General features: G+C 43.9%; 22 protein-coding genes, 2 tRNA genes, 1 other RNA gene and 1 riboswitch. Of the genes, 7 read left to right on the top strand and 18 right to left on the bottom strand.

What is annotated here, in order from left to right; genetic code table 11:
- Positions 1-14: 14 nt before the first annotated feature.
- The 6 genes from ACWYU8_RS14575 to ACWYU8_RS14550 form a co-directional block, all read right to left on the bottom strand.
- Positions 15-653 (bottom strand): urea amidolyase associated protein UAAP2, encoded by a 639-nt coding sequence (locus tag ACWYU8_RS14575; RefSeq protein ID WP_457520377.1) that lies wholly within the window; start codon positions 651-653, stop codon positions 15-17.
- Positions 654-665: 12 nt separating this feature from the next.
- Entirely contained in the window at positions 666-1,406 is a 741-nt protein-coding gene (locus ACWYU8_RS14570; RefSeq protein WP_457520376.1) for an urea amidolyase associated protein UAAP1, read from the bottom strand.
- A 7-nt stretch (positions 1,407-1,413) separates the two neighbouring features.
- A complete protein-coding gene (locus ACWYU8_RS14565; protein ID WP_457520375.1) occupies positions 1,414-2,205 on the bottom strand; it encodes an ABC transporter ATP-binding protein in 792 nt (263 codons plus the stop codon).
- 2 nt (positions 2,206-2,207) lie between these two features.
- The gene (locus tag ACWYU8_RS14560) at positions 2,208-3,029 is read right to left on the bottom strand and encodes an ABC transporter permease (protein ID WP_457520374.1); all 822 of its coding nucleotides are present in this window, start codon (positions 3,027-3,029) and stop codon (positions 2,208-2,210) included.
- 35 nt (positions 3,030-3,064) lie between these two features.
- Positions 3,065-4,150 (bottom strand): putative urea ABC transporter substrate-binding protein, encoded by a 1,086-nt coding sequence (locus ACWYU8_RS14555; RefSeq protein ID WP_457520373.1) that lies wholly within the window; start codon positions 4,148-4,150, stop codon positions 3,065-3,067.
- Positions 4,151-4,218: 68 nt separating this feature from the next.
- Positions 4,219-4,318: riboswitch (guanidine-I (ykkC/yxkD leader) on the bottom strand.
- Positions 4,319-4,571: 253 nt separating this feature from the next.
- Complete coding sequence (locus ACWYU8_RS14550) at positions 4,572-5,978, bottom strand: glycoside hydrolase family 1 protein (protein ID WP_457520372.1); 1,407 nt, start codon at positions 5,976-5,978, stop codon at positions 4,572-4,574.
- A 125-nt stretch (positions 5,979-6,103) separates the two neighbouring features.
- Here ACWYU8_RS14550 and ACWYU8_RS14545 point away from each other — a divergent pair, with 125 nt between their 5' ends.
- A complete protein-coding gene (locus ACWYU8_RS14545) occupies positions 6,104-7,012 on the top strand; it encodes a LysR substrate-binding domain-containing protein (protein WP_457520371.1) in 909 nt (302 codons plus the stop codon).
- A 179-nt stretch (positions 7,013-7,191) separates the two neighbouring features.
- Here ACWYU8_RS14545 and ACWYU8_RS14540 read toward each other — a convergent pair whose 3' ends face one another.
- From ACWYU8_RS14540 to ACWYU8_RS14525, 4 genes are all read right to left on the bottom strand, one after another.
- Positions 7,192-7,650: a nuclear transport factor 2 family protein gene (locus tag ACWYU8_RS14540; protein ID WP_457520370.1), complete on the bottom strand. Its 459-nt coding sequence runs from the start codon at positions 7,648-7,650 to the stop codon at positions 7,192-7,194.
- A gap of 782 nt (positions 7,651-8,432) precedes the next feature.
- Positions 8,433-9,872, bottom strand: coding sequence for an APC family permease (locus tag ACWYU8_RS14535; RefSeq protein WP_457520369.1), 1,440 nt, complete (start codon positions 9,870-9,872; stop codon positions 8,433-8,435).
- A 35-nt stretch (positions 9,873-9,907) separates the two neighbouring features.
- Complete coding sequence (argE, locus tag ACWYU8_RS14530) at positions 9,908-11,062, bottom strand: acetylornithine deacetylase (RefSeq protein ID WP_457520368.1); 1,155 nt, start codon at positions 11,060-11,062, stop codon at positions 9,908-9,910.
- Between the two features lie 321 nt (positions 11,063-11,383).
- Positions 11,384-12,700: a flavin-containing monooxygenase gene (locus ACWYU8_RS14525; RefSeq protein WP_457520367.1), complete on the bottom strand. Its 1,317-nt coding sequence runs from the start codon at positions 12,698-12,700 to the stop codon at positions 11,384-11,386.
- Between the two features lie 476 nt (positions 12,701-13,176).
- Here ACWYU8_RS14525 and hisS point away from each other — a divergent pair, with 476 nt between their 5' ends.
- A complete protein-coding gene (gene hisS / locus ACWYU8_RS14520) occupies positions 13,177-14,445 on the top strand; it encodes a histidine--tRNA ligase (protein ID WP_457520366.1) in 1,269 nt (422 codons plus the stop codon).
- A 251-nt stretch (positions 14,446-14,696) separates the two neighbouring features.
- Here the strand turns inward: hisS and ACWYU8_RS14515 are convergent, their stop codons facing one another.
- From ACWYU8_RS14515 to ACWYU8_RS14505, 3 genes are all read right to left on the bottom strand, one after another.
- The gene (locus ACWYU8_RS14515) at positions 14,697-15,005 is read right to left on the bottom strand and encodes an NIPSNAP family protein (protein ID WP_457520365.1); all 309 of its coding nucleotides are present in this window, start codon (positions 15,003-15,005) and stop codon (positions 14,697-14,699) included.
- A gap of 321 nt (positions 15,006-15,326) precedes the next feature.
- Positions 15,327-15,423: signal recognition particle sRNA small type (gene ffs / locus ACWYU8_RS14510), an RNA gene on the bottom strand.
- A gap of 147 nt (positions 15,424-15,570) precedes the next feature.
- Positions 15,571-16,314 (bottom strand): VP0952 family biofilm-associated protein, encoded by a 744-nt coding sequence (locus ACWYU8_RS14505; protein ID WP_457520364.1) that lies wholly within the window; start codon positions 16,312-16,314, stop codon positions 15,571-15,573.
- A gap of 244 nt (positions 16,315-16,558) precedes the next feature.
- Between ACWYU8_RS14505 and ACWYU8_RS14500 the strand changes: the two genes are divergently transcribed.
- The gene (locus ACWYU8_RS14500) at positions 16,559-16,861 is read left to right on the top strand and encodes a DNA base-flipping protein (protein ID WP_457520562.1); all 303 of its coding nucleotides are present in this window, start codon (positions 16,559-16,561) and stop codon (positions 16,859-16,861) included.
- Between the two features lie 41 nt (positions 16,862-16,902).
- Here the strand turns inward: ACWYU8_RS14500 and ACWYU8_RS14495 are convergent, their stop codons facing one another.
- Positions 16,903-17,337 carry a YbaY family lipoprotein gene (locus tag ACWYU8_RS14495; protein WP_457520363.1) on the bottom strand — a complete coding sequence of 145 codons (435 nt, stop codon included), beginning with the start codon at positions 17,335-17,337 and terminating at the stop codon, positions 16,903-16,905.
- Positions 17,338-17,565: 228 nt separating this feature from the next.
- Between ACWYU8_RS14495 and tesB the strand changes: the two genes are divergently transcribed.
- Positions 17,566-18,426 carry an acyl-CoA thioesterase II gene (gene tesB / locus ACWYU8_RS14490; protein ID WP_457520362.1) on the top strand — a complete coding sequence of 287 codons (861 nt, stop codon included), beginning with the start codon at positions 17,566-17,568 and terminating at the stop codon, positions 18,424-18,426.
- A gap of 63 nt (positions 18,427-18,489) precedes the next feature.
- Here tesB and ACWYU8_RS14485 read toward each other — a convergent pair whose 3' ends face one another.
- Positions 18,490-18,963 (bottom strand): Lrp/AsnC family transcriptional regulator, encoded by a 474-nt coding sequence (locus ACWYU8_RS14485; RefSeq protein WP_457520361.1) that lies wholly within the window; start codon positions 18,961-18,963, stop codon positions 18,490-18,492.
- Between the two features lie 133 nt (positions 18,964-19,096).
- Between ACWYU8_RS14485 and ACWYU8_RS14480 the strand changes: the two genes are divergently transcribed.
- Positions 19,097-20,191: a PLP-dependent cysteine synthase family protein gene (locus ACWYU8_RS14480; protein ID WP_457520360.1), complete on the top strand. Its 1,095-nt coding sequence runs from the start codon at positions 19,097-19,099 to the stop codon at positions 20,189-20,191.
- A 79-nt stretch (positions 20,192-20,270) separates the two neighbouring features.
- Here ACWYU8_RS14480 and ACWYU8_RS14475 read toward each other — a convergent pair whose 3' ends face one another.
- The 3 genes from ACWYU8_RS14475 to ACWYU8_RS14465 all read right to left on the bottom strand — a co-directional run bounded on the left by ACWYU8_RS14475 (position 20,271) and on the right by ACWYU8_RS14465 (position 25,037).
- Complete coding sequence (locus ACWYU8_RS14475) at positions 20,271-20,588, bottom strand: DUF1244 domain-containing protein (protein ID WP_014231244.1); 318 nt, start codon at positions 20,586-20,588, stop codon at positions 20,271-20,273.
- A 241-nt stretch (positions 20,589-20,829) separates the two neighbouring features.
- Positions 20,830-23,943, bottom strand: a complete 3,114-nt coding sequence (gene vexH / locus ACWYU8_RS14470) for a vibriobactin export RND transporter permease subunit VexH (RefSeq protein ID WP_457520359.1) — start codon at positions 23,941-23,943, stop codon at positions 20,830-20,832.
- Between the two features lie 5 nt (positions 23,944-23,948).
- Positions 23,949-25,037 carry an efflux RND transporter periplasmic adaptor subunit gene (locus ACWYU8_RS14465; RefSeq protein ID WP_457520358.1) on the bottom strand — a complete coding sequence of 363 codons (1,089 nt, stop codon included), beginning with the start codon at positions 25,035-25,037 and terminating at the stop codon, positions 23,949-23,951.
- Between the two features lie 296 nt (positions 25,038-25,333).
- Here ACWYU8_RS14465 and ACWYU8_RS14460 point away from each other — a divergent pair.
- Positions 25,334-25,418 (top strand) — tRNA-Tyr (locus tag ACWYU8_RS14460).
- A 91-nt stretch (positions 25,419-25,509) separates the two neighbouring features.
- Positions 25,510-25,594, top strand: a tRNA-Tyr gene (locus ACWYU8_RS14455).
- The last annotated feature ends 189 nt before the right edge of the window (positions 25,595-25,783 follow it).

Genomic DNA, 25,783 nt, shown 5'->3' with positions numbered 1-25,783 from the left:
TGGATGCGCTCAGTTTATTCCCAGACCAGAACTTCAACTGGCGTTGGGTTATAGGCATTACATGGATTGTTCAATTGAGGGCAGTTCGAGATGAGAACGATCACATCCATTTTGGCAGTGAGTTCCACGTACTTACCCGGCGCGCTGATACCATCTTCGAAGGTTAACCCGCCGGACTCCGTGATTGGGACATTCATAAAGAAGTTAATGTTGTGCGTGATATCGCGCTTGCTCATGCCGAACTCTTCGTTTTCTGCAACAGCCAGTAGCCAGCTATCACGGCAAGCATGCATGCATTTCTTTTCAATTGCATAGCGCACAGTATTACTCTCTGTCGCACAGGCACCGCCCAAGGTGTCGTGACGGCCACAGGTATCCGCCACAATTTTCAGCATCTCATTACCATGGTTTGATAAAATCCTGGTGCCTGCGGTCAGGTACACATTGCCCTGTTCTCGAATGGTGTCGATAGCGCTGTAACGCTCAGCAGGGTCATTGGCGTTGTAAAACAGAGTGTCTGCGGCTTGATTTCCTTCCAGATCGAGGATTCGGAATGTCTGACCCGCTTTCACCACTTTCATGTAGTAATCGCCTGCCGGTACGATATCTCGACGAATCGCGTTCTGGGGCTCAAGTTTACTTTCAACAATCATCTTTCGTCCTCCTTACTCGTGACAGCACGCTGAATGCATGTGGTAACGGCGGTTGTTTTCAAAACCGCGCCCGTTCTCTTCTCGGGAAGTCACACAAGCGTCACCTTCACTGACCGGTTCTGCTTCAAACATTGCGATTTCAACCGGTTTAAATGGGTATTCTTCCGCTGGGTTCATTGGGTGAGGACAAGTGGTAAGTACAACCAGCGTATCCATTTCAAAACGCAGTTCGATACAATCCCCTGCTTTACTGTGGTCTTCTACATAGTGCAAATTGCCGAACTCATCGGTTTTTACGCGACTGAACAGGTTCAGGTTGGCGGCTAAATCACGTTGACCCAGTCCATATTTCGCCACTTCAACTAACAGCGCATCATAGCCATTTTGTTTCCACAGGTTTCTGTCTTTCTGATAATCACGTTCGCCCCATTTTTCTGTGACTTTCTGCTTATTGGCAACGCCACATACGGAATCGATCCATTGGGTATCATCGCGAACGATTGAGCAGAATACGCGCCCCATATCTGAATAAAGGCAATGACCGGCAGTCAGTTTAAAAGTGTGCTGGCACTTTAGGGTATCTGGCGCGTTATAGCGCTCCAGTAAGTTAGTCGGGTTGTAGAACAGCATGCTTAGGTTTGCGCGACCTTGCAGGTCCTTCGCTTTTAATACATGTCCTTTTGGAACGACCATTGACCAGTGTGCAGCCCCTGGAATCGTATCGGTAAAAATAGGTGTGTTAGACGACATCATTGTCCTCCTATGCAATCTTCTTCTCTAATAAACTAGTAACCACTTCGGCTTGCTCTGCTTTTCTCAAATCGATATCAAAAGTAACTTGCGCGCCATAACGTTCAGGAGCCTGTTCGTCATTTCTGACATGATCAAATACCCACAGTCGGTTGCCTAAGTGGAAACCTTCGCTGAGATCATGAGTGATCATGAACACGGTGAGCTGCTGCTCCTGCCAAAGTGACTTAATTAAACTGTGCATGTCTTTACGGATGCCTGGGTCAAGTGCACCAAACGGCTCATCCAACAGCAAAATACGTGGTTTTTTAATCAGGGCTTGGGCAATAGACAATCGTTGTCTCATCCCGCCAGATAGCTCATGCGGGTATTTACCCAACGCATGTCCCAGCCCTACTTGCTTAAGGATCGCAGTCGCTTCTTCCTGAGCTTTTTTCTTGTTGGCACCAAATCCACGGCCAGTCAGATAGGTCAGAACACTTCTCGACTCTAATTCCTTACCCAGCATGACATTCTGTAGACAAGTCAGATGGGGAAACACGGAATACTTCTGAAAGACAATGCCTCGTTCAACACCGGGTTCTGTAGACAACGGCTGGCCATCAAGCAAAATCTCGCCGCGAGTTTGCTTTTCTGTGCCCAGTAACATGTTGAGCATGGTCGTTTTGCCGCATCCTGAAGCACCAATGATACTGACAAAGTCACCGGGATAAACATCGAGATTTAGTTTCTCTAAAACGATGTTATCGCCGTACTCTTTCCAGACTTTCTTAATCTGGATGATGGGTTTTCTGGTATTCATGCTTATTCTCCCTGTGCTTCGTGATACCAAGGACATGTCTTCTCAGACAGTTTTCTTAGTAACCAGTCCATGGTGTACGCCAGAATGGTTATCCAGAGCACGTATGGAAGAATGACATCCATAGACAAATAACGACGGACAAGGAAGATGCGGTAACCAAGACCATCCGTTGCGACAATCGCCTCAGCCGCAATCAAAAACAGCCATGCACTACCCAACGTCAGACGAACAGCCTCAATCAAACGCGGAAATATCTGAGGCAGTACCACCCGCACAATAATTTGCCAGCTGTTCGCACCTAGAGTCTGAGCTTTGATCAGTTGTTCCTGAGGCAATGACTGAGATTTAAGTTGAAGATCCCGGACGATAATTGGGCAAATCCCGATAAAAATCAGAACCACTTTGGAAACTTCACCCAAGCCAAAAGTAATAAACAAAATGGGAAGAATCGCCATTGGTGGAATCAATGAAACCGCAGTAACAACGGGGGAAAGCGAAGAGCGAACGACAGGTAACATCCCGTTCGCCACACCAATCGCTAATCCGAACAACGCACTCGCTCCCACGCCAATCGCTAAACGTTGCAGACTGGCTAAGGTGTCAGTCCAGAACAGATATTCCCCGGTACGTTTGCTTGGTGTAAACGCCATCCGATCAATCGCATCGGCAAAACTACTAAATGCCGGCAACAGTTTGTCGGATGGATTCACCGCCAAACGCGCATCAGATGCCGAGATATAAACAAACAGCAAGATGACGAACGGCAACAACCCCAGCATCAACTTACTAAAGCGAGAAGGTTGACGGTTGATGAGTTTTGTCATGGCAACTCCTAAAACTCTCGAATGAATATCTCAACTTATAATTTGCCGTCTGCTGCCAATTGCATGTACTCAGCAGTAAAGCGCAGTTTGATATTGCTTGGGTCACCGTAAACACCGGATGGCGTTTCAATACCGATAAAGCTCGCATCGGGCGCGCCTTCACCCAGCAGGCCATGATCGAATGAAAAGCCCGCAACCTTTTGCATTGTCGATTTCAAATCTTCACTGGTGGTAAAGTTAACCGCCTCTGACGCAGAGAAGTACATCTTGGTTGCAGCCAGCTGGTCGTTATAACCCGCCAAATCCGTACCAGACGCTTTCGCCATGTAGGTTTTTGCTTCATCAGCCGCGGCTTTGTCTTCACCAGACATGATCGACATGATTTCGTACCACGCACCAGTTAACGCTTTGCCTAGTGCAGGGTTGTCTTGCAGTGTTTCTGTATTGGCAACCATCAGGTCAATGATTTCACCCGGGATTTTAGAGGAGTCAAAAACAAGTGTGCTATTAGGTTGGGATTTGATTTCGCTGAGTAACGGGTTCCAGGTGACTGCGGTTGTTACATCATCGGTGCTGAATGCAGCAACCATATCCGCATCTGAAGTGTTGACGACTTTCACATCTCGCTCGCTAAGACCTACGCTTTCAAGGCCTCGTGCCATCAAGTAGTGTGAAACGCTAAGTTCGACCAGGTTAACATTCTGACCTTTGATGTCTTCCAGTGATTTGTTCTCACCTTTCAGTACGATGCCATCGTTACCATCAGAGAAGTCACCAACGATGACTGCGGTTGAGTCCACACCACTTGCAGCAGGGATTGTAAGCGCATCCATGTTGGTCATTACCGTGGCATCGAACTGGCCTGCGGTGTATTGGTTAATCGATTCAACGTAGTCATTCACCTGAATGACATCGATATTAATGCCGTATTTGTCCGCCCATTTATCAATAATTCCCGAATATTTTGCGTAGTCCCAAGGCATCCAACCCACGTAAATGGACCAGGCGATAGTGAAATCTTTCTTTTCTTCTGCGGACGCAGTGGTGGAAATAAAAGGGGCGGAAAGCAAACTGGTGGATAAAGTGATTGAGATAACAGAGCGTTTAGAAAAAAGTGACATGGACCACCTCCGATGTGAATCACATAAATTGAACAAGCGCGCAGAGACATCACCAATAAAATTGGATGGCCTCCCGGGCTTTTGTCCCGCCGTGTGACCTCATAAGAGGTTGACAACTCTCGGACCAGACACTAATCAAAATTAGCCGGAACCCTAGATGTCTGTTTTATCAAATTGTATCCAGTGCACTCCTATCCACTGGCAAATGACTCTTTGCTACGAACAATTTTATCAAAGCAATTCGAATGCCAAAACAAAATGACATTTAAAAACATAAACTTACTTTTGAACGAAGAACAAAATATCACCCAAGCGCACCAAATCGACACGCTGCGCGCACCAATTAAGCGCAAAGGACTGTGCATATTCATAAAAAAGGCTTGGGTAGCCGAACCGACTACCAAAGCCCTTGTAACTTACATCATGCTTTTGGTGGAGTCAGCGCTTCACCGTTGGTTTGAATCACGTTTTGGTACCAGAAAAAGCTCTTTTTCCTTGAACGAGTTAAAGTGCCCTGTCCATCGTTGTCACGGTCAACATAGATTAGGCCGTATCGTTTGGACATCTGTGCGGTTGAAGCACTGACTAAATCAATCGGGCCCCAGCAGGTATAACCCATGATCTCGACACCATCCTGAAGCGCTTCACCAACCTGATATAAATGATCATTGAGGTACTGAATTCGGTAATCATCCTCAATCTCACCATTTTCATTGACGCTATCCGCCGCTCCAAGACCGTTTTCTACTATGAACAATGGCTTTTGGTATCGGTCATAAAGTAGGTTCAAAACAATACGCAAGCCTTTCGGATCGATTTGCCATCCCCAATCCGTTGACTCCAGATACGGGTTGCTTCCCATTTTGAAAGCTTCCTGATCGGTCATCTCTAAATTTTCGTTCTGAACACTAACACAGCCAGTCATGTAGTAACTGAATGAAATAAAATCGACCGTTTCTTTTAGTGCTTCTTTATCTTCGTCCGTGATGTTGAGAACAACGCCCATTTCTTTGAATTTACGCGTCATATAAGCCGGGTAGTAACCACGGCTCTGTACATCACCAAAAAATAGCCATTCGCGGTTCTGTTGCATCGCTTCAAACACATCGTCCGGATGGCTGGTTAATGCATACTGAATTGCGCCTAACATCATGTTGCCGATCTTGGCATCTGGCAGCAACTCATGACAAACTTTCACCGCTTTTGCACTGGCAACCAACTGGTGATGTATTCCTTGGTAAAGTGCCTGAGCATTACTGCCGCGTGGAATTCCGGCCCCCGTGAACGACTCATGTAACGTGGCATTGATTTCATTGAAGGTCAGCCAGTACTTAACGCGGTGTCCAAATCGGGAGAATACCGCAGTAGCGTAACGTTCAAAGAACCCGATGAGTTCTCTGCTTGTCCAACCGTCATATGTCTCAGCTAAATGCAATGGCATTTCATAGTGGGACAACGTGACTACTGGCGTGATGCCGTGTTTTTCGAGTTCATCAAAAATTTTGTCGTAGTAAGCCAGTCCCAACTCATTAGGCTCTAATTCATCACCCTTGGGAAAGATTCGGCTCCAGGCAATCGAAAGGCGAAAACAGGTAAAACCAAGTTCAGAAAACAACTCAATATCTTGCGGATAACGATGATAAAAATCGATCGCTATGTCTTTGATATTAAAGTCACTGTCCTGTCGATGCTTTAACTCCCCGAACGAGCCAAAAGGCTGAATATCGGAGGTCGACAGTCCCTTACCATCAGCAGTATGCGCACCTTCAATTTGGTTAGCCGCAGTTGCCCCACCCCACAGAAAATCATCGGGAAAACGAAAAGACATAGGTTGCTCCTTAAAAGCTGGCTATTAAATTTACATAAGACAAGCTAATTTAAAAGGAACACTTTGATCGCCACAACTCAATTCGAGTACAGTATGAATTAGCCAAGCTAATAGATAAGAACAAAATGGAAAACAAACAGCACGTCGTCTCAAACCTGTATACCTTCAACGTTGCCGCAAAGTGTTTAAGCTTTACCAACGCAGCTGAGGAGCTGCATTTAACTCAGGGAGCAGTAAGTCAGAGAATAAAACAACTGGAGCAGCAGTTAGGATTTAAGCTTTTTGTTCGGCTGACCAGAAAACTTGAGCTGACGGAGGAAGGGAAGCGACTATACGAAACCGTTAATAGCTCTTTTGCCACCATCTTTTCTGACATTGATGATATTCGCTTTAATGAACTCACCGGAGAGCTATACATCGGGGTTGCACCGACGTTTGCGCAGTCATGGCTGTTACCTAAGTTGGCCAATTTTCAGGCTCGTTACCCTAGTTTGAATTTAAAAATCAGAGTGAAAGCCAGCCATCTCGACTTTCATCACGAGCCCGTGGATTTAGCTATCTACTACAGTCGCAACCCCCAACCCGATATGCATAATGAAGAGCTGTTTGAAGAGTATCTGACCCCTGTTTGCACTCCGCTATATGCCGAAAAACATAAGATAACTAGCAAGGTGAGTAGTTTAGCTAACGCCAATTTAATCCACTGCACAGAATCTATCGACTCAGCCAGCTACGATTTTGAATGGCAACACTGGCTCAAGCAGCAAACGGAACAGATCCGTCCCACTTCCAACTACTATGTCTTTAACCATGGCGAGATGGCGGTATCTGCAGTTAAAAACCATATGGGAGTCGGTATGGGGCGTGTCGCGCTCATTCAGCCCTATCTTGATAGCGGAGAGCTGATTGCACCATTTGGCGTTATTCCAGCCGACATGAAGTACTTACTTATTTGCCCGAAAGGGATGGAAGAGCGACCAAGGTTCAAAGCATTTACGTCGTGGTTACGTAGTCAGCTAGTTGAAGGTAATTAAATTAAACAACGTTACCAGAAGCAAAAAGGAAAAAGTTGGCATAAGTTAAGGATGGCTAAAAAGAGGCCATCCTCAAACCTACGTGTCAAAACAAAAGTGATGTACAGATACGTTACATTTACCTTGGCGAGCCTCTTCTGTTTTGGTCACCAGGTAGTGAACGAACAATACTGACGGAGTTAGAACATAGTGTTATTATTCGCCGCTTTTTCTGGAACCGGTTGGCTAACATCCCAGTGTTCAACAATTTTTCCATTCTCTAATCTAAAGATATCGACAATAGCCACACCTTTTTCCCCGGGATTTCTCACTGCGTGGACGTGAAGAATAACGTAATCGCCATCGACAAAGCTGGCTTTGATTTCACTATGGGAATCAGGATATTTCTCGCGTAAAAAGGTAACGAAACCGCGAAATCCTTCAGGGCCATCAGCAGCATTAGGGTTGTGCTGTATATAACGATCACCCACGTATTTTAACGCCGTATCAGCGTCCTTCTTATTTAGTCCTGCATCATAAAAATTGAGAACCGTTTGACGGTTCTGTTCTTTTTGAGAGAGCTGTTCATCTGCAAAGACAGAAAAACTAAAATTGAAAAGTAAAACAGATAGCAACAAGGTTTGGAGAATTTTACGCATATTGAATTCCTCTAGGTTAATCATCAATAAATAGCAATATAGATACTATTGTTGATGCTACTTAAATTTGGTATTGCAGATATGTTCTCAAATGATGAATGAATGCAGTGTGCCACCTGATCTTACAAAATGTAAGTACGTACTTTTGGGTAAGTATGAATTTCTAATTGACTCATGATGCAGTCTTTCTTATCGCCCTTCCATTGATAATCAATAGGTTAATGAAAAAATTAGGTTGCATTACAAATTATTGCACCATGATAGAAAGACTAATTTCTAGACTTCTTCGTCTAACTTTTGACTTCCTGAAAGCTGAGTTTACTGGTTGTGATATCTGGTAGTGTAGTAAAAGATATTAGGGCCAAAATCCCATCTGCCAAATTTTTAGCCTGTTGATTTATCAGCCGTTATTAAGTATCGGTGCTAAAGGTACAGCCGAAAGAGATGTACATAATAAAAGCAGTGAGGTTAGAGCGCCCAACATTCTGTAAAACATGAGAAGTACATGCCGCGATGTTGTCATTTACTATCTACTCATAAAATAATGCCTCGAACATCATCGAGGCATTATTTTATTTACCAACTCAATTACAAGCTCCTAACGGCTATATCCAAGTGCTTTCGCTGGCTCTACGTATTCCATATTAAAGTTTTCAGCAACTTCTCAGCAAGTCACTTTACCTTAAATGACACTAGCAGGAGTTAGACCAACACGGTACTCATGATTTTTAATTTCTTTAGGAGAACCAATAATCATTTTTTACATATCCTTTGTTTAGTTTCTATTTGGTTTTATACAAAATATCGGTAATGTCCTTCGGCTTAAATAAAGGTTGTTTCATTACAAATTTAACCCATAGAAAACCAATCACAGATGTAATACCAAGAACAGCACCTGCCATGGTGAATATTTGTTGTGTTAAATCATCCGAAGGAGAAACATAAATAATCGCGTATACCATTCCAGCAATACCTAATACTTGAGGTAGTGGATAAAATGGAGTTTTAAATGGACGATTCGCGTCAGGATAGCGTTTTCTCAATACCAGTACGTTTACATGAGTGATGATATAAGCAACCAACCAAGCTACAGAGGCAGCCAATAAGAGAAGACCAATTGTATCCACACCAGAGTTACCCAACAATACCATTGGCGCGCCACTAATAATTGCAACAAAGATTACCGCAACCCAAGGAGTATTATCTTTAGTCAGTATTTTAAACTGAGGGAAAGCCTGGCCATTTTCAGCCATACCATAGAGCATTCGGGGAATAGCCGCCAAAGAAGTGTTAACTGATGAGCCCGTAGCTGTCACAGCAACAACAGCGAGTAGAATTAAGCCATTTTCACCAAAGACGGCTAAGGTATAGTCAAGGTGAGGTAGCGCTGAAGAGCTTAACTGTTCCGTAGGAATGTAAAACAGCGCGCCTAAGCAGTAGATTACAATGGTAAAGAAGATAACCGTCGCACCTAGAATCATTGACTTAGGTATATTCACTTCAGGGTTCTTAGTCTCTTCAACTAAAGGGCAAACAAACTCAGCACCAACAAATCCCCATACCGCCAAGGCAACAAGACCTAATACACTTATTCCCATTGGATTGAATGTCGTTGGAAACTCAACGTCAGTTGGATGGGGGGTAAAGCCACCAGTCAACGCACTAAAACCAAACAGTAACAACGTCAGCACCATTACAAACGCCAATGTGGTTTGAATCTTTGAAAAAATGTCAATTTTCATTAGGTTCAACCAAGTGAAAGCGCCGAGAATAAATAAACCGACAAAATAATCCGGAAATACACCCGGGAATATTTCACTAAATATTAAATCTACAAGTAAAAGTTCGGCGGAAAGAGCGAACATGGCAACAACGACATATCCCGAAAATACGGAAAGTATTGCAGGAAACTGACCAATAGCGGCTTCTGTATAGCTACTTAATGAACCCGCTCTCGGAATCATAAGTGAGAGCTCTGAAAAAGAATAAATATAAGTTAATGCAAGTAAGTAACCAATTGTCAATGGGATAATAAATCCAAGGCCGGATATGCCAACACCTTGCAGCATCAGAACCATGACACCCTGAGTTACGACTAAGCCAACGGCTACAGATATTAATGATTTAAGCCCCAGTACTCTTTTGAAGTCTCTTTTATTCGTAGTATTTACCTCCGTTGCATTTATATGCTCGGAGTCTAAAGTCCTTTGATTATTATTCATAATTATCCTTAATATGAAGTTGCTTAAATTAATACTTATTCTCTTAACTCGAATATTAACTTCTCTAGAAACGCGTCTGCCTCTGACATTTGAGATTTAGTAATATATTCATTAGGCTTATGCCCTTGCTCCATAGAACCTGGACCATATACTACACTAGGGACGCCCAACACATCGGTAAATAAGCCTCCCTCTGTACCAAAATTAACAGAGTTAATCGAATTATTTCCTGTGACACCTTTTATAAATCTGACGATATCACTGTTTTCATCCGTATCTAAACCTGGGTATTCAGTAGCAATATCGATATTTATGAAACAGCTATCATCAATCTGTTTCATTTTCAGCTCTAAAGTTTCACAATATTGGCGAAACTCATGTAAAAGCTCTTGAGGTTCATCTTCACTGATGTTCCTGATTTCAAAAACAAACTCGCAATGTTTAGGTACTATATTCAGAGCCGTTCCCCCGTTTACTACACCTGTATGGACAGTTGTATGATTAATTTCATATCGATCATCAAAAGGCCCATCGCTTGCTTTTTTATTAGCGAGATCTTCTAACCAGCAAATCAGTCTAGAAGCGATATTAATAGCGTTTACACCTTTAGGCGCCATTCCAGAGTGACACTCTTTTCCATTCACCGTAACTTTTGCTGCAATTTTACCTTTGTGTGTATTAACGATCTTCATCGAGGTAGGCTCCCCGATGATACACATACTCGGTCTAACATCCTGCTTGTATAAAAATTCCAGCAAGTGCCTGACACCGAGACATCCAACTTCTTCATCATAAGAGAAAGCAAAGTGAATAGGAGTTGCTAGCGGCTTTTCAACCATAACGGGTACTGAAGACAGAACTGCAGCGATAAACCCTTTCATGTCTGTCGTACCACGTCCAAACAATTTACCGTCTCTGTCTACCAACTCATATGGGTTTGTATCCCAAGCCTGACCAGTAACGGGGACAGTATCTGTATGTCCGGACAAGAGGACTCCGGGTTTACCTTTAGGACCGATCGTAGTGTAGAGGTTTGCTTTATTCTTGATTGGATCACGGACTAAAGTCGACTCCACACCAAAAACACATAAATATTCCTGAATGTAGGAAATCATTTCTAAGTTAGATTTCGCACTCGTGGTATCGAAAGAAATCAGTTTGCTTAAGATTTCTTGAGTTAGGCTTTTCATGTTTTACCCTTTAGTCTACTACCTTGATCCAAGTCCTTTTAAGCTGGACAAAATCGATGGCACGTCAGAATTCAAGCCTTAATTATCGAGCTGACCTATGAGTGCCATTGCTTTTAAAAAGGCGTTAACGACAATAAGAATTAAAGAACCATTAGTAAAATAACTAATTTATTTCCTCTATATAAGAAAAATTAATCCAAGAATTTACCTGCCCACGTTTGATTTAAAATACAAATCGACTAGTAAACAATATTCACAAACGGAATATGAAGTCTTCTAATTCTTGCATGTATGGACATAGCGAAACGCCGTGTTCCACGATTAATAAACTAGTGATTCACTTGACTGTATTTCTTTTGCACTTTCAGAAGCGAGTTCTATTTTCGGATTTTCTTGATGATAATTAAAATAACTTTGCTGCGTCAGCATGTGATCTACGACATATTTGGCGTCATGCCAAACACCCCAAATAAATGCAGAGCCACGACGCGATAGCCAAGGTAACCCAACAAAATAAACACCGGGTTCACTTGATACGCCACGTTGGTGATTTGGCTTACCAGCATCATCTAATGCATTAACTTGTAACCACTCATACTCACATTTGAAACCCGTCGCCCAGATTACACTTGTAATTCCAGCTTCTTCCAGGTTCAGTTCTAGTGTCGGGTTTAACATGCACTCAGGAGATTTTAATTGTTTACGAGCTACAGGCTCTTCAGGAAGGCTTAATCCATTCTTCTCGATATAGGCATCTGCATCATCTAAGAACTTAAGATAATTTGCGTTTCCGTTCTCGACATTCTCGGTAAGGTCATCGTTAAATGATAAGACACCATTCGAATACTTAGCACTCATTCCTAGTAGTTCGACACCGTTTGCTGCTAGTTCCTTAAAATCAACCGTATGACCACCACGAGCGCCACTTACTGCAATAGCAATATGCTGTGTGTTTGTCGAACTTTCCGTATCATCCCACTCACCTAAAACACCTAGCCACCAGCAGAAATCACGACCTCGGTATTGACGAGGGGGACGGTTATGTGGGCCAACTGACAAGAACACTTTCTTACCACTGCGATTCAGTTCATCCGCGATCTGAACGCCAGAAGAGCCGGAACCGATGACTAAAACATTACCTTCAGGCAATTGCTCTGGATTAAAATAGTTAGCAGAGTGAATTTGCTCGACATCAGAATCGTTAATAATAGGAGGAATTACTGGAGACTGAAATGCACCGGTTGCAACAACTACCCGCTCACAGATGTACGTTTTGTCGTTAGTTTCAACCTTGAAGCCATAACGGCCTTCTAATTTAGTGAGTTTTTTTACTTCAATTCCGCATTTAACATTAAGCTTAAACTGGTCAACGTACTTAACAAAATAGTCCGCAACGGATTCCTTATCTACAAATGAGTCTTTATCGTGGCCTTCGAATGTCATATTAGGAAAACGATCATGCCAAGCCGGTCCGTTTGCAACTAGCGAGTCCCAACGACGGTTTCTCCAGCTATCTGCAATTTGGGATTTTTCTAGTACAACATGCTTAATGTTGTTGTTTTTTAAGTGTTCACTTGTTGCAATTCCTGCCTGTCCTGCACCTATGACAACAGTATTGATATATTCTTCCTTGTTCATCGTAATACCTGAATCCTCTGATATAGTCGGTTGTATATAGCTCCTGTAACATGGATATTAAACTACTTTATCTTTCTTGATTTTGTAAAACATATTAACCCTCTCCTTTGCATAAAAAAAAACTATGCAGATATTTAACCAATTAAAATGACTCTCTTCTAATGAAACTAAACGACTAATTCGCCACGTGGATAAAACAATTAACCATCCGAGCTAGTTCTTATATAGATTTTATCTAACCAATACATTGAATTTTCATAATCAACAAAACAGCATATATTTCATCACTTTAAAAACAATCACAATTAAAAGCACTAGCAAAGAAATTTATTAGTGGTTTTAATGTGGACAGAAACTGCCCCTTTTAAATAGTTATTAAAAGTCAAACCATACCAATTAGTTGGCTCACCGATTTATTACTTAATAGAGAGCACTCTAAAGCCAGAGTGCGAAACTTCGTTTAGCAGGTACATATTATGGCTAAAACAATTCAAGCAATCCGCGGCATGAATGATTGCTTACCTAACGAATCGCCATTATGGCAAAAACTTGAAAATACCGTAATAAAAACGATCAGAACTTACGGGTATAGTGAAATTCGTATGCCGCTTCTGGAGCCGACGAATCTTTTTTCTCGTGCTATTGGCGAAGTAACCGATGTGGTTGAAAAGGAGATGTATAGCTTTAACGATCGAAATGGAGACAACATAACTCTACGCCCAGAGGGAACAGCCAGTTGTGTTCGTGCATGCCTTGAAAGTGGACTAATTTACAATCAAGAACAGCGTTTATGGTATATCGGTCCGATGTTCCGTCATGAACGTCCACAAAAAGGCCGCTACCGTCAATTCCATCAGTGTGGAGTAGAGGTATTTGGGGTCGATGGTCCTGATATTGATGCCGAACTTATCATCATGACTGCACGGCTATGGAGAGAGCTGGGCATTGAAAAACACGTAAGGCTGGAGCTGAATTCAATTGGTTCTTCAGAAGCTCGTGCATCCTACAGAAATGCATTGATTGCGTTTTTAGAACAACACGTTGATCTACTTGATGATGATTGCAAACGTCGCATGTATACAAATCCACTTCGCGTCCTTGATACGAAAAATCCTCAAATTATTTCTCTGCTCGATGACGCCCCTAAACTATCAGATTACTTAGATGAAGATTCTAAGAGCCACCTTGCAGGCCTTCGTTCAATATTGGATGCAGCCAAAATTCAATACACTATCAATGAACGCTTGGTTCGAGGCTTAGATTATTACAACAAAACGGTTTTCGAATGGATAACTGACTCACTAGGCTCTCAAGGAACAGTATGTGGCGGTGGCCGATATGATGGCTTAGTGGAACAATTAGGCGGAAAGCCAACCTCGGCTGTGGGATTCGCAATGGGATTAGAGCGACTGGTCCTTATGCTCGAAACCTTAACACCAGCTGAAACACGTTCACCTGTAGATGTTTATATTATTGCATCAGGTAACAATGTACTTTCTAAAGCACTCTGTTTGTCAGAAAGACTTAGGGATGAACTGCCTGACTTGAACATAATGACGAATTGCGGAGGTGGCAGTTTCAGGAAACAGTTTAAGCGAGCTGATCATGCCAGAGCCATGTTCGCGTTAGCTCTTGGAGAAGACGAAGTAAACAATAATACCGTCATCTTAAAAAAACTCTCCACTGGAGAACAATGGGTCGTAGATCAAACACTTATATCTCAGCAGTTAGTTGCGAATTTGTGACAGATGAATCGAATGACTGATGTGTTAGCTTTTATTTGGTATCACGAAAAGTCTTATGTCGTTTCTGTTACCTTGTGCAAGAGAACTTGAGAATGATCTTGCCATACGTTTAAGTATGTCAAATCACCCCCACTTTGAAATAATGAGTCAACTAGGCATAACTACGAATGGTGCACGATGAGTCAACTCAGAGCTGGTTGACTCGATGATTGGCAGATTAATGTCAGAAATTATCACTGCTAACACAACAATCACTCAGTAAGAATTGGACGGAAAAAGCTACGCTCGTAGCTCACTACACAATCTGTTTCTTCTGCATACTTGAATGCAGCTTTACAGTTTTCGTCTAATGCGGATTCATAACGGTATTTTTCATATTCGGATAAAGATGAGAATGAAAACAACGCCATTGCAATGTTATTAGCGCCTTCCGACGGTAAAAAATATCCATGATGTATACCACCAAACTGTTCAACGAGTGGAATCCACATACGGGCATAATGTTCAAATTCAGGAATTTTCTTAGGGTCAATAACGTATCTAACGTAACAGGTGATCACTGACAGCTCCTTCTATTTATCGGCTACTCACATCCTGAGTATTAGATAAATTTGGTCAAAGAATCTGGAATTCAAGCTAAGCTATTGAAATGATTAGCGCCGAATGAGGCACAGACTTTTCAGAATTAACATGCTAGTCCGTCCACTTGTTATATAAGCCAGTTAGCTCTGAGAGAGCCTTAGAATATCTTCAAGTTCATAAATCTACAGAGATGGTAAGCGTGGGGCGATTTTTAGATCTGGTCGAACATTGTTTTGTTGTAAACCTACAACGAAAAAAGCCTGCAATGTATTTAAACACTGCAGGCTTTTTGATGGGTGGGACCCCAGCCACATCCCGGCACACAAGTCACACGCTGCGGCTGCTTCCTTCCGGACCTGACCGAGTTCACGAGCTATTGTTGCGAGAGGACCAGAGCCCCATAATGCTTTTGTTGAGGGCTTGCCTCAAACGATGGGGCGATTATTCAGTATCAGTGTCCATAATGCAAGGGCAAAAACCTTTAATTTCACCAATTAGCGATCGTTTGAACAAAACGCGGTCAATCTCGGATCTACTCAGCAGCTATAACTCCGCTTGCTCATCGCTACTACGGAGGATGTAATCTGTCATCCAAGCCGTCCCCAGCAAACAGATCCAAACAACGAAGACTGGTTTAGGTACGTCTGTTGTCGGGCTTACCACCAGCGCAGCGAAGCCTACGGTCGGTAATGTCCAACAAAGCAATTTGCTCCAGTGAATCGACTGTTTTAACTTGGTCAGGGTTTCCATCGAGGCAAGCATACCGGTAAGACAAAGTGCTAGCAGAGCCGCATAAGTTAAATCGGCCACCCACAGAGGAAGTAAGAGTAATAATGGCCACCAGCTGTGCTGATTAGATGCTTTCCAATGGGTTATCGACCACCACATCACAACAACAGCAAGTGTTTGAACAACTGTTATCGACGCAGAACCAGCCAGTTTACCGCCCTGCTGAGTCACCATAATGCCGACCTGCAAAGTCAGGACAATTAACCCCGTCGTTACTAACACACCCAGAGAACTTCGGTGAGAAAATACCACCATTAACAAAGGAAAAAGAATCAGTATCCCGACGGACAAAGCAATCGGCTGTATGGATAAGGTTGCACCAAATGCCATCATAGCGCCGAGCAAGACAAAACCAGCCAAACCGCCTTGCGGTAGTATCCATAACGCAGGGATCATGAGTGCGAGAACGGGTAGCTCTCCCTCACTCAAACTCATGGCTCTGGCACACACTACGGCAAGTAGAGTCGCAATAAAAAACTGAATGGTTGAAAAAATCATAGCGCCTCCTGGCTTCCCCACCAACCTGGAACTCAACGATAAATAGAACACGTGCTCATCTATCGTTAAGTGGGTCTAGACAATCACTTTGTATCTCACAGATTTCACCAATAACACTGCGCTGCGAAAAGTAAGTATGCGTTCAAGCGCAATAAACTGGAATGCAGCAAGCGTAATAACTAATGGCGAAATACTGGCCGCCTGTATTACCATTCCTTGGCAATCCACAACGGACATTTTGAGTATGGACCAATTCTTAGCGCAAATCTTTGCTGTAATTCACCAAATCCCACCTGGGAGAGTTTCAACTTACGGGGCGATCGCAAAAATGGCAGGCTATCCGGGATACGCACGCCAGGTAGGAAAAGCACTCGGTAATTTGCCGGAAGGCAGCAAGCTTCCATGGTTTAGGGTGATAAACAGTCAGGGAAAAATTTCATTACAAGGCAGGGATCTGGACAGGCAGAAAAAGCAGTTGGAAGCTGAAGGAATAGAAGTGTCTGAAATAGGAAAAGTGTCGCTCAGAAAATACAAATGGCAGCCTTAACTCAAGCTGCCATCTTTCATTCGCACTTTAACGAATGGCAATTAACGCACCCCAACCAGTCTGATATCTAGTTGATGAGTTTGCTCAGGATCAGTAATAACCGCGTGGCGAGTGTCGCTGATAAATCGTAACTTACCGTCGACTTCAATGCGCGCGCGAACGCTGTAAGTATGCTTCGCTTGAATTGCGTTGCTGTCGTAACTAAGCTCAAATGCAAAAGGAACTTGCTTTCCTTCCGTCTCAAAGGTCTGTTTAGCGAGCACTTTTGATGGGGCATCAGCCAGAGAAACATCTTCTAGTGATACGCTAACCACAGCATTTGGTGGCAAAGCGATACGTTCACGGTAAGCCACTGTACCTGTAATCGTCTTCATTGACACCTCAGCAGAATCCATTTCTGTTGTTTGAGAAGTTTGGCAACCCATTAGCGCTGCGCCAAAAAATAAAGATGTGACAAGTAATAGTGTTTTTTTCATATATTCCTCTGGATGAGTATTAAACCGCGTTAAGTATAGGGTCGTAATCGCAAACTGTCTTCTAATAGCTGCTTGATTTAACAATAGTTTGACGGAGTACCGATATACCAAGCATTTGATTTTGTTTCAATTTTGTTACAGTCTATACTCATTTAGTTTAAGATCCACTTCACAGACTGATGGGAAATGGGTTAACTTGATGTTCAACATACACGGTGAGGAGAGAGAATGAGTAAACCATTAAGAGAACTGCTCAGCCTGCTACAACTCGAACAATTAGAAGAAGGCTTGTTCCGCGGACAAAGCGAGAACTTAGGTTTACCTCAAGTGTACGGGGGGCAAGTGATTGGGCAAGCGCTCTCTGCTGCACGTTACACCGTCGAAGACACTCGTACCGTACACTCATTTCACAGCTACTTTTTGTATCCTGGCGATTCAGAAAAACCCATCATTTATGATGTAGAAAACCTGCGAGATGGTCGCAGTTTTAGTACCAGGCGTGTCAAAGCCATCCAAAATGGTCGCCCTATATTTTACCTGACGGCTTCCTATCATGGTGATCAACCAGGGTTCGACCATCAGAAGACCATGCCTGATATTCCAGGGCCGGAAAACTACCCTTCTGAAAGCGAACTCGCGAGCCATATTGCGGAATATCTTCCAGAGCGGTTACGCAAAACGTTTTGTGGTGAAAAACCGATTGAGACACGACCAGTCACAGTAATCAATCCATTAAAACCCGAAAAAGCAGAACCCAAACAGTACCTTTGGATTCGTGCTAACGGTGACATGCCGGATAACCAACTGATCCACCAATATTTATTAGCTTATGCGTCGGATTGGGGTTTCCTTGTCACGGCACTACATCCACATGGCGTGTCTTTGATGACGCCAAACTTCCAGGTAGCAACCATCGACCACTCCATCTGGTTCCATCGTCCGTTTAAGATGGATGAGTGGTTGCTGTATGCGATTGAAAGCCCAACGGCGAGTCATACTCGTGGGTTAGTTCGTGGCGAGATATACAACCAACAAGGTCACCTGGTCGCAACTGCCGTCCAAGAAGGCGTCATGCGTTTCACCAAATAGATTGTGTTTCAAATATGACAAAGGAGCGACGCGCGCTCCTTTTTAGTCACTGATTACTGTTGATTAAATACGGCCAATAGGTAATTCAGTCGTATATTTGATCGACTCCATAGCAAACGTAGACGTCACATTCGACAGCCCTTTCACACTATTTACCAGCCGCTTGTAAAACTTATCAAAGCATTTCATGTCCTTGACCAACACTTTCATCATGTAATCGTACTCACCCGCCATCCGATAGAATTCCATGACTTCAGGAAAATCACTCACTGTAGTAACAAATTGGTGGTACCACTCTTCAGAGTGATCAATTGTCTTAAGTTGCACAAACGCAATGAACGACAGATCCAGTTTTTCCGCACTTAACAGCGCAACTCGCTTTTCAATGAACCCGTCGTCCTCCAGTTTCTTAAGGCGCTTCCAACACGGCGTTGTGGTGAGGTTAACCCGTTCGGCCAACTCGTTTAAAGACAGTGTTCCGTCGGTCTGAAGTAAAGCAAGTAACTGCCTGTCAATTTTATCTAAATTATTTTCCATAAAAACTAATTTAAAGAGAATTTATTTCTACAAAATAATCATCATAGAACAAATATAGCAAAGTTTTTCTCCCAAATTATAGGTAAATTATTTCCAAACAAAACCTAAATCATCACTTTCAAGGAGAGACGCTATGTGTACTGATCACCAGTGGATCAATAATGCAGTACGTAAAATTGAAGCGGATTTTCAACGCTCTGCAGACACTCATCTGTTTAAACTCGACCTTCCTTCTCTTGATGGTATCGATATCTACTTAAAAGATGAGAGCACACACCCTACTGGTTCATTAAAACACCGTTTAGCGCGTTCTCTTTTCCTGTATGCAATTTGCAACGGCTGGATTGGCCCTGAAACCACTGTCATTGAAGCCTCGTCGGGAAGCACTGCGGTTTCTGAAGCCTACTTCGCGCGTCTGCTTGGCCTGCCATTTATTGCCGTTATGCCAAAAAGTACGGCCTGTAAGAAAATAGAACAAATAGAGTTTTATGGTGGCAAAGCCCATTTAGTCGAACGCTCAGTTCAAATCTATGACGAGTCTCGACGCCTCGCCGAAGAATTGAACGGGCATTATATGGATCAGTTTACTTACGCAGAGCGTGCGACCGACTGGCGCGGAAACAACAACATCGCGAACTCTATCTTCAGCCAAATGCTGTTAGAAGACCATCCTATTCCAAGTTGGGTGGTAATGAGCCCGGGCACAGGTGGTACATCGGCAACCATCGGACGATTTATCCGCTACCAAAAATACGAAACGAAACTCTGTGTAGCCGACCCAGAAAACTCGGTATTTTATGATGCATTCAAGTCAGGAAACTCCGATTTGAAGTGCGAGAGCGGAAGCAAAATTGAAGGCATTGGTCGCCCTCGGGTAGAGCCAAGCTTTATCGCCGGCGTGGTCGATGAAATGCGCAAAATACCAGATACGGCAAGCGTAGCGACTGCACATTGGGTTTCTCACTTGATTGGTCGCAAGGTAGGCGCTTCTACGGGAACTAACCTGTATGCAGTGCTTCAGCTTGCTTGTGAAATGAAACTGCGTGGTGAAACGGGATCTATCGTGACTCTGATGTGTGATTCTGGTGATCGCTACTTGGATACTTACTTCAATATGGAATGGGTTAAGACAAACATCGGCGATATTCAGCCTTATCTAACCCAACTCGAAATTATTCAGGCGAAAGGCTGTGTTGAGCCTGCATGCTGTGAGCCGGTCGTCGCCTAAAGATTCTAAACAGCGAGATAGGAAAAACAAAACAGCCCGCACGATGCGGGCTGTTATCTATAAATGTCCGTTTATAGCGCTATTTTTTCTGACGTGCTTCAAAAGCCGCTAGCTGCTCTGGTGTCGCTGCTGGTTGGTGGTTTTGCTTCCACTCATCGTAAGTCATACCGTAAACACGCTCACGAGCATCATCGATGTCTAAGTCGACACCCAGTTTTTCTGCCTCTGCGGTGTACCACTTGCTAAAGCAGTTACGGCAGAAACCCGCTAGGATCATTAGGTCAATATTCTGTACGTCTTTATTTGCATCCAAGTGGGCTAAAAGACGACGGAATGTCGCTGCATCAAGTTTATCTTGCTCTTCTTGCGTAAGATTTTTGTATTTAAATTCAGCCACTTTACTTTCCTTCTCGACTATTTTACTTGCTGCTGCCAGCATATGTTGGAGTAACGCAATCGCATCCATCGCTAAAGCGTGAACAACAAGCACTATTATTGTAAAAATGATTCGTCACACAGGGTAGCGCCAAGTTACCCAAAACGCCATTGCGTCATACGCAAAACGGGTTTAGACAAAACAAAAAAGCACCGAATGGAAAAATCGATCGGTGCTTTTTGTCATCAACAACTTCGCCTTTCTATGGGTGAGCAATACGACCTTTGGTGTCCTGACTCAATGCCTTATTGAGTTCCGCTTCTACATGACCTGGCGCACGGGTATTCGCCGCAATCAGTCTGTACATCGCAGGGATAACAAACAAAGTAACAAGTGTCGCGAAGCCCATACCAAAGAAAATCACTGTACCAACAGCGACTCGGCTTTCATAGCCCGCCCCGTTAGATAGGATCAACGGTATTGCTCCCGCCAGAGTGGTGAATGCCGTCATCAGAATTGGGCGTAAACGACGCGCAGCAGCATCAATGATCGCTTTTTCAAATTCAACACCGCGGTCGCGAAGCTGGTTAGCAAACTCAACAATCAAGATGCCGTTTTTCGTCACCATACCAATTAGCATGACCATACCGATCTGACTGTAAATGTTCATCCCCTGACTCATGACCACCAAGCCCAAGAATCCTCCAAATACCCCCATAGGAACGGTAAACATGACAACCAGCGGGTTCACGAAGCTTTCAAACTGAGCGGCCAGTACTAAATAGGCAACTAATAAAGCCAGCGCAAACACAACGACGATGCTGGATTGATTCTCTTTAAAGTCTTTTGACTCGCCAGAATAGCTGACTGAAATATCACTTGGTAACGAATCAATGGCTTCCTGGTCGAGGAAGTTTAGCGCTTCGCCTAGTGTGTATCCATCCGATAAGTTTGCTGTAATCGTGATCGATTTCTGTTTGTTGTAGTGGGAAAGTCGAATTGAGGCCGCCACTTCATCTATCTTAGTCACGGTATCAAGCGTCACCAATTCACCATTGTTGGTACGCAAGTAAATTTGACTCAAATCTGCCGCATTATTAAAGCTGTTCTCATCGCCACGCAGATACACATCGTATTCTTCACCGCGATCAACGTAGGTAGTCTCACTTTTACCACCCAACATGATTTCAAGCGTATCAGAGATGTCTTTTACGCTTACGCCAAGCTCCGCAGCGCGTTGTCTGTCGACAGTAACTAAAAGCTCAGGCGTCTTCTCAGAATAATCAATTTCAGCCCCTTCCATCATTGGAGACTCTTCGGCCTTGTTCTTCAGTTCTTCCGCCCAAACCAGCAGCTCATCATAATCTGAACCACCTAAGACAAACTGGACAGGTTCGGTCGAACCACCCTGAAAACCGGGCATAAATGGGAACACCCGAACATCTGGAATCCCAGCTAATTCAGCACGAATCTTACCCAATGCCTGTTGAGCCGTGATATTTCGCTCTTTCCAGTCTTCAAGAATCATGATCACGAAACCCGTTTGGTCACCAGCCTGACCACCAAACGCCGGAGTCTGGATACTGAATGATTTCAGGAAACCTTGCCCAAGTAATGGTATTAGTCGGTTTTCCACAATATCCATGTTTGCGGCCATGCGGTTGTATGAGGTTGCATCAGCGCCTCGGACAAAGGCGAAGATCACACCTCTGTCTTCCTGAGGTGTTAACTGCGCTGGGACCTGATTCATCAGAACGTAACTACCGCCGATACACGCTAAAATAACCAGCGGAGCAACTAAACGAACTTTTAGCGCACTTTTAAGTGCGCGACGATAACCGCTTTCGAGTTTAGCAAACAGCCGATCGACTGCGCTGTTGAAGCGATTCTGTTTCACGTTCACTTTCAAAATTTGGCTGCCGAGCACAGGCGTTAATGTCAGGGCAATCAATGATGAAAAAATCACCGACATGGCTAACAACACCGAGAACTCGGTAAATAGCAAACCAACCATGCCGTCCATAAATGAAATCGGCAAGAAAACCATGACAAGCACGAATGTGGTCGCGACAACAGCAAATCCTACTTCTCTGGTTCCCTTGTATGCCGCTAACAATGGTGATTCACCACGCTCAATGTGATGGAAAATATTCTCTACGACAACAATCGCATCATCGACCACCAGACCAATAGACAAGATCAGTGCCATCAATGTGATCAGGTTGATAGAAAATCCGAAGTAATACGCCGCAATAAAAGAAGAAATCAGCGATACAGGAACCGTAACCGCCGGGATCAATGTTGCTCGCGCCTGACCAATGAAGATGTACAGCACCAGGATAACCAGACCACCGGTAATAAACAGTGTGCTATAAACCTCTTCAATCGATCGCTCGATAAACACCGTCGCATCGTAGTCAATCGCCAGACGAGTGCCATCAGGCAAGAACTTCTGAATGTTATCCACTTCGGAACGCACCGACTCGGCCACTTCCAGCGGGTTAGCATCAGACTGAGGTATCACCCCTAAACTGATGTTGACCACACCATCACTTTTAAAGGTTGAGTTCTCGTTTTCGGCACCGATAAACACATCCGCCACGTCTTTCAAATAGATAGGTGTGTTATCCGATGCGCGTTTAATGACCAGATATTGAAAGTCTTCCGGCGTGTTATAAGTTCTTGCCGTACGTACGGACATAACGGTCGAGTCATTACGCACTTCACCACCCGGGCTCTCCAGGTTTTCGTTCTGCAGTGCCTCGGTAATATCTGATGCAGTGACCGCCCGCCCAGCCATGAGATCAGGCTTTAACTTCACGTACATCACTTTGTACAAGCCACCGGAAAGGTCTATCGAACTCACGCCGGAGATAAGACTAAAGCGATCCATCAACACGCGTTCTGCATAGTCCGTCAGTTGGGTACGATCCATTTCTGATGAACTGAGATTGATATAAAGAGAAGCCTCTCCAGAACCATTGTTCTTGAAAACAATCGGATCATCCGCTTCATCAGGCAATGAGCGTTGAGCGCGAGCCACAGCATCTCGTACATCACTAACGCCAGTGTTAAGGTCGTAACCCAGCTCAAACGTGATAGTAATTCGTGAAGAGCTGTTTCGCGTGGTTGAGCTAATCTCATCAATACCACTAATACCTGAAAGCTGATCTTCCAGTACGGAAGTAATCTGGCTTTCAATGATAGTGGCAGACGCACCTTCGTAGCGTGTTGTGACCGATACAACCGGGCTTTCAATATCTGGCATCTCACGGACGGAAAGTTTGGTGAATGACACAAAGCCAAACACACAAAGCAGCATGCTCAATACCAGTGACGCAATAGGACGTTTAACGGAAATGTCAGAAAGTAACATTAGTTTTATTCCTTATCCGATTCACTGTTTGCACCAGTTGACGTCAGTTTTTTGGTTTTTAGGGGAGCAATAATTTCTTCGACTTTTACACCATCGCGCATATTAACGATGCCTTGCACAACGATCTTATCACCGATGTTAAGGCCCGATTCGATAACTACGTCATTCTCAACACGAGCGCCAAGTAGCACCTCTGTACGAGTCGCTTTGTTTTCTGCATCAATCACATAAACAAATCGTTTGGTGCCAGAGTACTCCAGCGCTTGAACGGGAATGATTGGGGCCTTAATCGCTGGAAATGCCAAAGAGGCATTCATTAGCATTCCCGGTTTCAGGCGATTTTCCGGATTATCAAATTCAATACGCACGCGAAGGTTTAAGGTTTCGGTGCTAATGCGAGTATCAATTCCAGTCACTTTACCGACGAAGGTTTGATCTCCCCATGCACTCGTTTTTGCTTGTACTTGCATCCCGACCGAGAGCATCGACAAGTAGCGCTCTGGCACTTGTAGATCAAGTTCCATAACAGAGAGATCATCAAGCGTTAAGAGTTCAGTACCGACACTAACCATTTTCCCGCGGCTAAAATCAATAAAACCAACCGTGCCGGCGAAAGGCGCACCGATGTGAAGATCGGCGAGATTTGCTTTTGCTAAATCCAGGCGTGCTTCAGCTATCTGAACACTGGCCTTTTGTGCATCAATCTCGGTTTGGGTGATCGCATTGCGCTTAACCAAACGCTGGAATTCAGTGAGTTTACGCTTCTCATCTTTCAGGTAAGCCTGTGCCTCCACAAGCGCTGCGCGAGCTTTATCGTCGTTAAGCTTAATCATTAGCTGTCCTTGCTGAACATTCTGATTTGCTTTGACGGCAATGGCCTCTACTTTGCCCGAGACTTCCGAAGCAACGACAACAGACTCCGCTGCCTCTAACTTGCCAATAAGAGACAAAGACTGATTGATTTCGTGCGTTTCTACTTGTTCTGTCACAACTGTTACAGAAGATGGGCCTCGCTGAGCCGCCAATGAGGTTTGCGATGCCATTAATATAGAAAGCAATAAAACTGATAAGGGTAAAGTGGCTTTCATGTTCATATTTTGATTACTTAACGAATAAATTCATGTCATTAAACTAGATACAGTTTATCAATAGTTACGTCGTCTAACGTCAAGTAGTGTAAATTAAGGAAAAAAGTGTAAGTTTCTCTGTATAAAGGACAAACAAAACGCTGACTTTCTAACATCTTTGCCTAAAAAGACAGCGTTCAATGCGAAAACGTAAGAAAAACGCTTTACAGCCCGAGCGAGTTTGCTATGATTCGCTCCGCACTTGAGAGATGAGTTGGGAAAACATCTGTTAAGTATGCTTTTTAGAGCATGAAAAATACCCTGGAGGGGTTCCCGAGTGGCCAAAGGGAGCAGACTGTAAATCTGCCGGCTCCGCCTTCGATGGTTCGAATCCGTCCCCCTCCACCATATTTCTTCTTGTGATCATCCTTTGGATAGATTGTGGGAAACACTTGAAAGATTGCGTTGGGAAAACACCTTTTAAGTATAAAAATACCCTGGAGGGGTTCCCGAGTGGCCAAAGGGAGCAGACTGTAAATCTGCCGGCTCCGCCTTCGATGGTTCGAATCCGTCCCCCTCCACCATATTCTTCTTGCGACTTCCTTTCGGTTAATAGCCTTTGGATAGATTGTGAGAAACCCTTGGAAAACGTGTTGGGAAAACCTTTTCTGAGTATGCTTTTTAGAGCATAAAAACACCCTGGAGGGGTTCCCGAGTGGCCAAAGGGAGCAGACTGTAAATCTGCCGGCTCCGCCTTCGATGGTTCGAATCCG

The sequence above is a fragment of the Vibrio limimangrovi genome, from assembly GCF_054064025.1.
Note: the sequence above shows the minus strand (reverse complement) of the source record. Positions and strands in the feature narration are given on the sequence as shown.

Bases quoted from the DNA above. Each gene is read 5' to 3' on its own strand.
- ACWYU8_RS14575 (WP_457520377.1), bottom strand. From the start codon at position 653: ATGATTGTTGAAAGTAAACTTGAGCCCCAGAACGCGATTCGTCGAGAT.
- ACWYU8_RS14570 (WP_457520376.1), bottom strand. From the start codon at position 1,406: ATGATGTCGTCTAACACACCTATTTTTACCGATACGATTCCAGGGGCT.
- ACWYU8_RS14565 (WP_457520375.1), bottom strand. From the start codon at position 2,205: ATGAATACCAGAAAACCCATCATCCAGATTAAGAAAGTCTGGAAAGAG.
- ACWYU8_RS14560 (WP_457520374.1), bottom strand. From the start codon at position 3,029: ATGACAAAACTCATCAACCGTCAACCTTCTCGCTTTAGTAAGTTGATG.
- ACWYU8_RS14555 (WP_457520373.1), bottom strand. From the start codon at position 4,150: ATGTCACTTTTTTCTAAACGCTCTGTTATCTCAATCACTTTATCCACC.
- ACWYU8_RS14550 (WP_457520372.1), bottom strand. From the start codon at position 5,978: ATGTCTTTTCGTTTTCCCGATGATTTTCTGTGGGGTGGGGCAACTGCG.
- ACWYU8_RS14545 (WP_457520371.1), top strand. From the start codon at position 6,104: ATGGAAAACAAACAGCACGTCGTCTCAAACCTGTATACCTTCAACGTT.
- ACWYU8_RS14540 (WP_457520370.1), bottom strand. From the start codon at position 7,650: ATGCGTAAAATTCTCCAAACCTTGTTGCTATCTGTTTTACTTTTCAAT.
- ACWYU8_RS14535 (WP_457520369.1), bottom strand. From the start codon at position 9,872: ATGAATAATAATCAAAGGACTTTAGACTCCGAGCATATAAATGCAACG.
- argE (WP_457520368.1), bottom strand. From the start codon at position 11,062: ATGAAAAGCCTAACTCAAGAAATCTTAAGCAAACTGATTTCTTTCGAT.
- ACWYU8_RS14525 (WP_457520367.1), bottom strand. From the start codon at position 12,700: ATGAACAAGGAAGAATATATCAATACTGTTGTCATAGGTGCAGGACAG.
- hisS (WP_457520366.1), top strand. From the start codon at position 13,177: ATGGCTAAAACAATTCAAGCAATCCGCGGCATGAATGATTGCTTACCT.
- ACWYU8_RS14505 (WP_457520364.1), bottom strand. From the start codon at position 16,314: ATGATTTTTTCAACCATTCAGTTTTTTATTGCGACTCTACTTGCCGTA.
- ACWYU8_RS14500 (WP_457520562.1), top strand. From the start codon at position 16,559: ATGGACCAATTCTTAGCGCAAATCTTTGCTGTAATTCACCAAATCCCA.
- ACWYU8_RS14495 (WP_457520363.1), bottom strand. From the start codon at position 17,337: ATGAAAAAAACACTATTACTTGTCACATCTTTATTTTTTGGCGCAGCG.
- tesB (WP_457520362.1), top strand. From the start codon at position 17,566: ATGAGTAAACCATTAAGAGAACTGCTCAGCCTGCTACAACTCGAACAA.
- ACWYU8_RS14485 (WP_457520361.1), bottom strand. From the start codon at position 18,963: ATGGAAAATAATTTAGATAAAATTGACAGGCAGTTACTTGCTTTACTT.
- ACWYU8_RS14480 (WP_457520360.1), top strand. From the start codon at position 19,097: ATGTGTACTGATCACCAGTGGATCAATAATGCAGTACGTAAAATTGAA.
- vexH (WP_457520359.1), bottom strand. From the start codon at position 23,943: ATGTTACTTTCTGACATTTCCGTTAAACGTCCTATTGCGTCACTGGTA.
- ACWYU8_RS14465 (WP_457520358.1), bottom strand. From the start codon at position 25,037: ATGAACATGAAAGCCACTTTACCCTTATCAGTTTTATTGCTTTCTATA.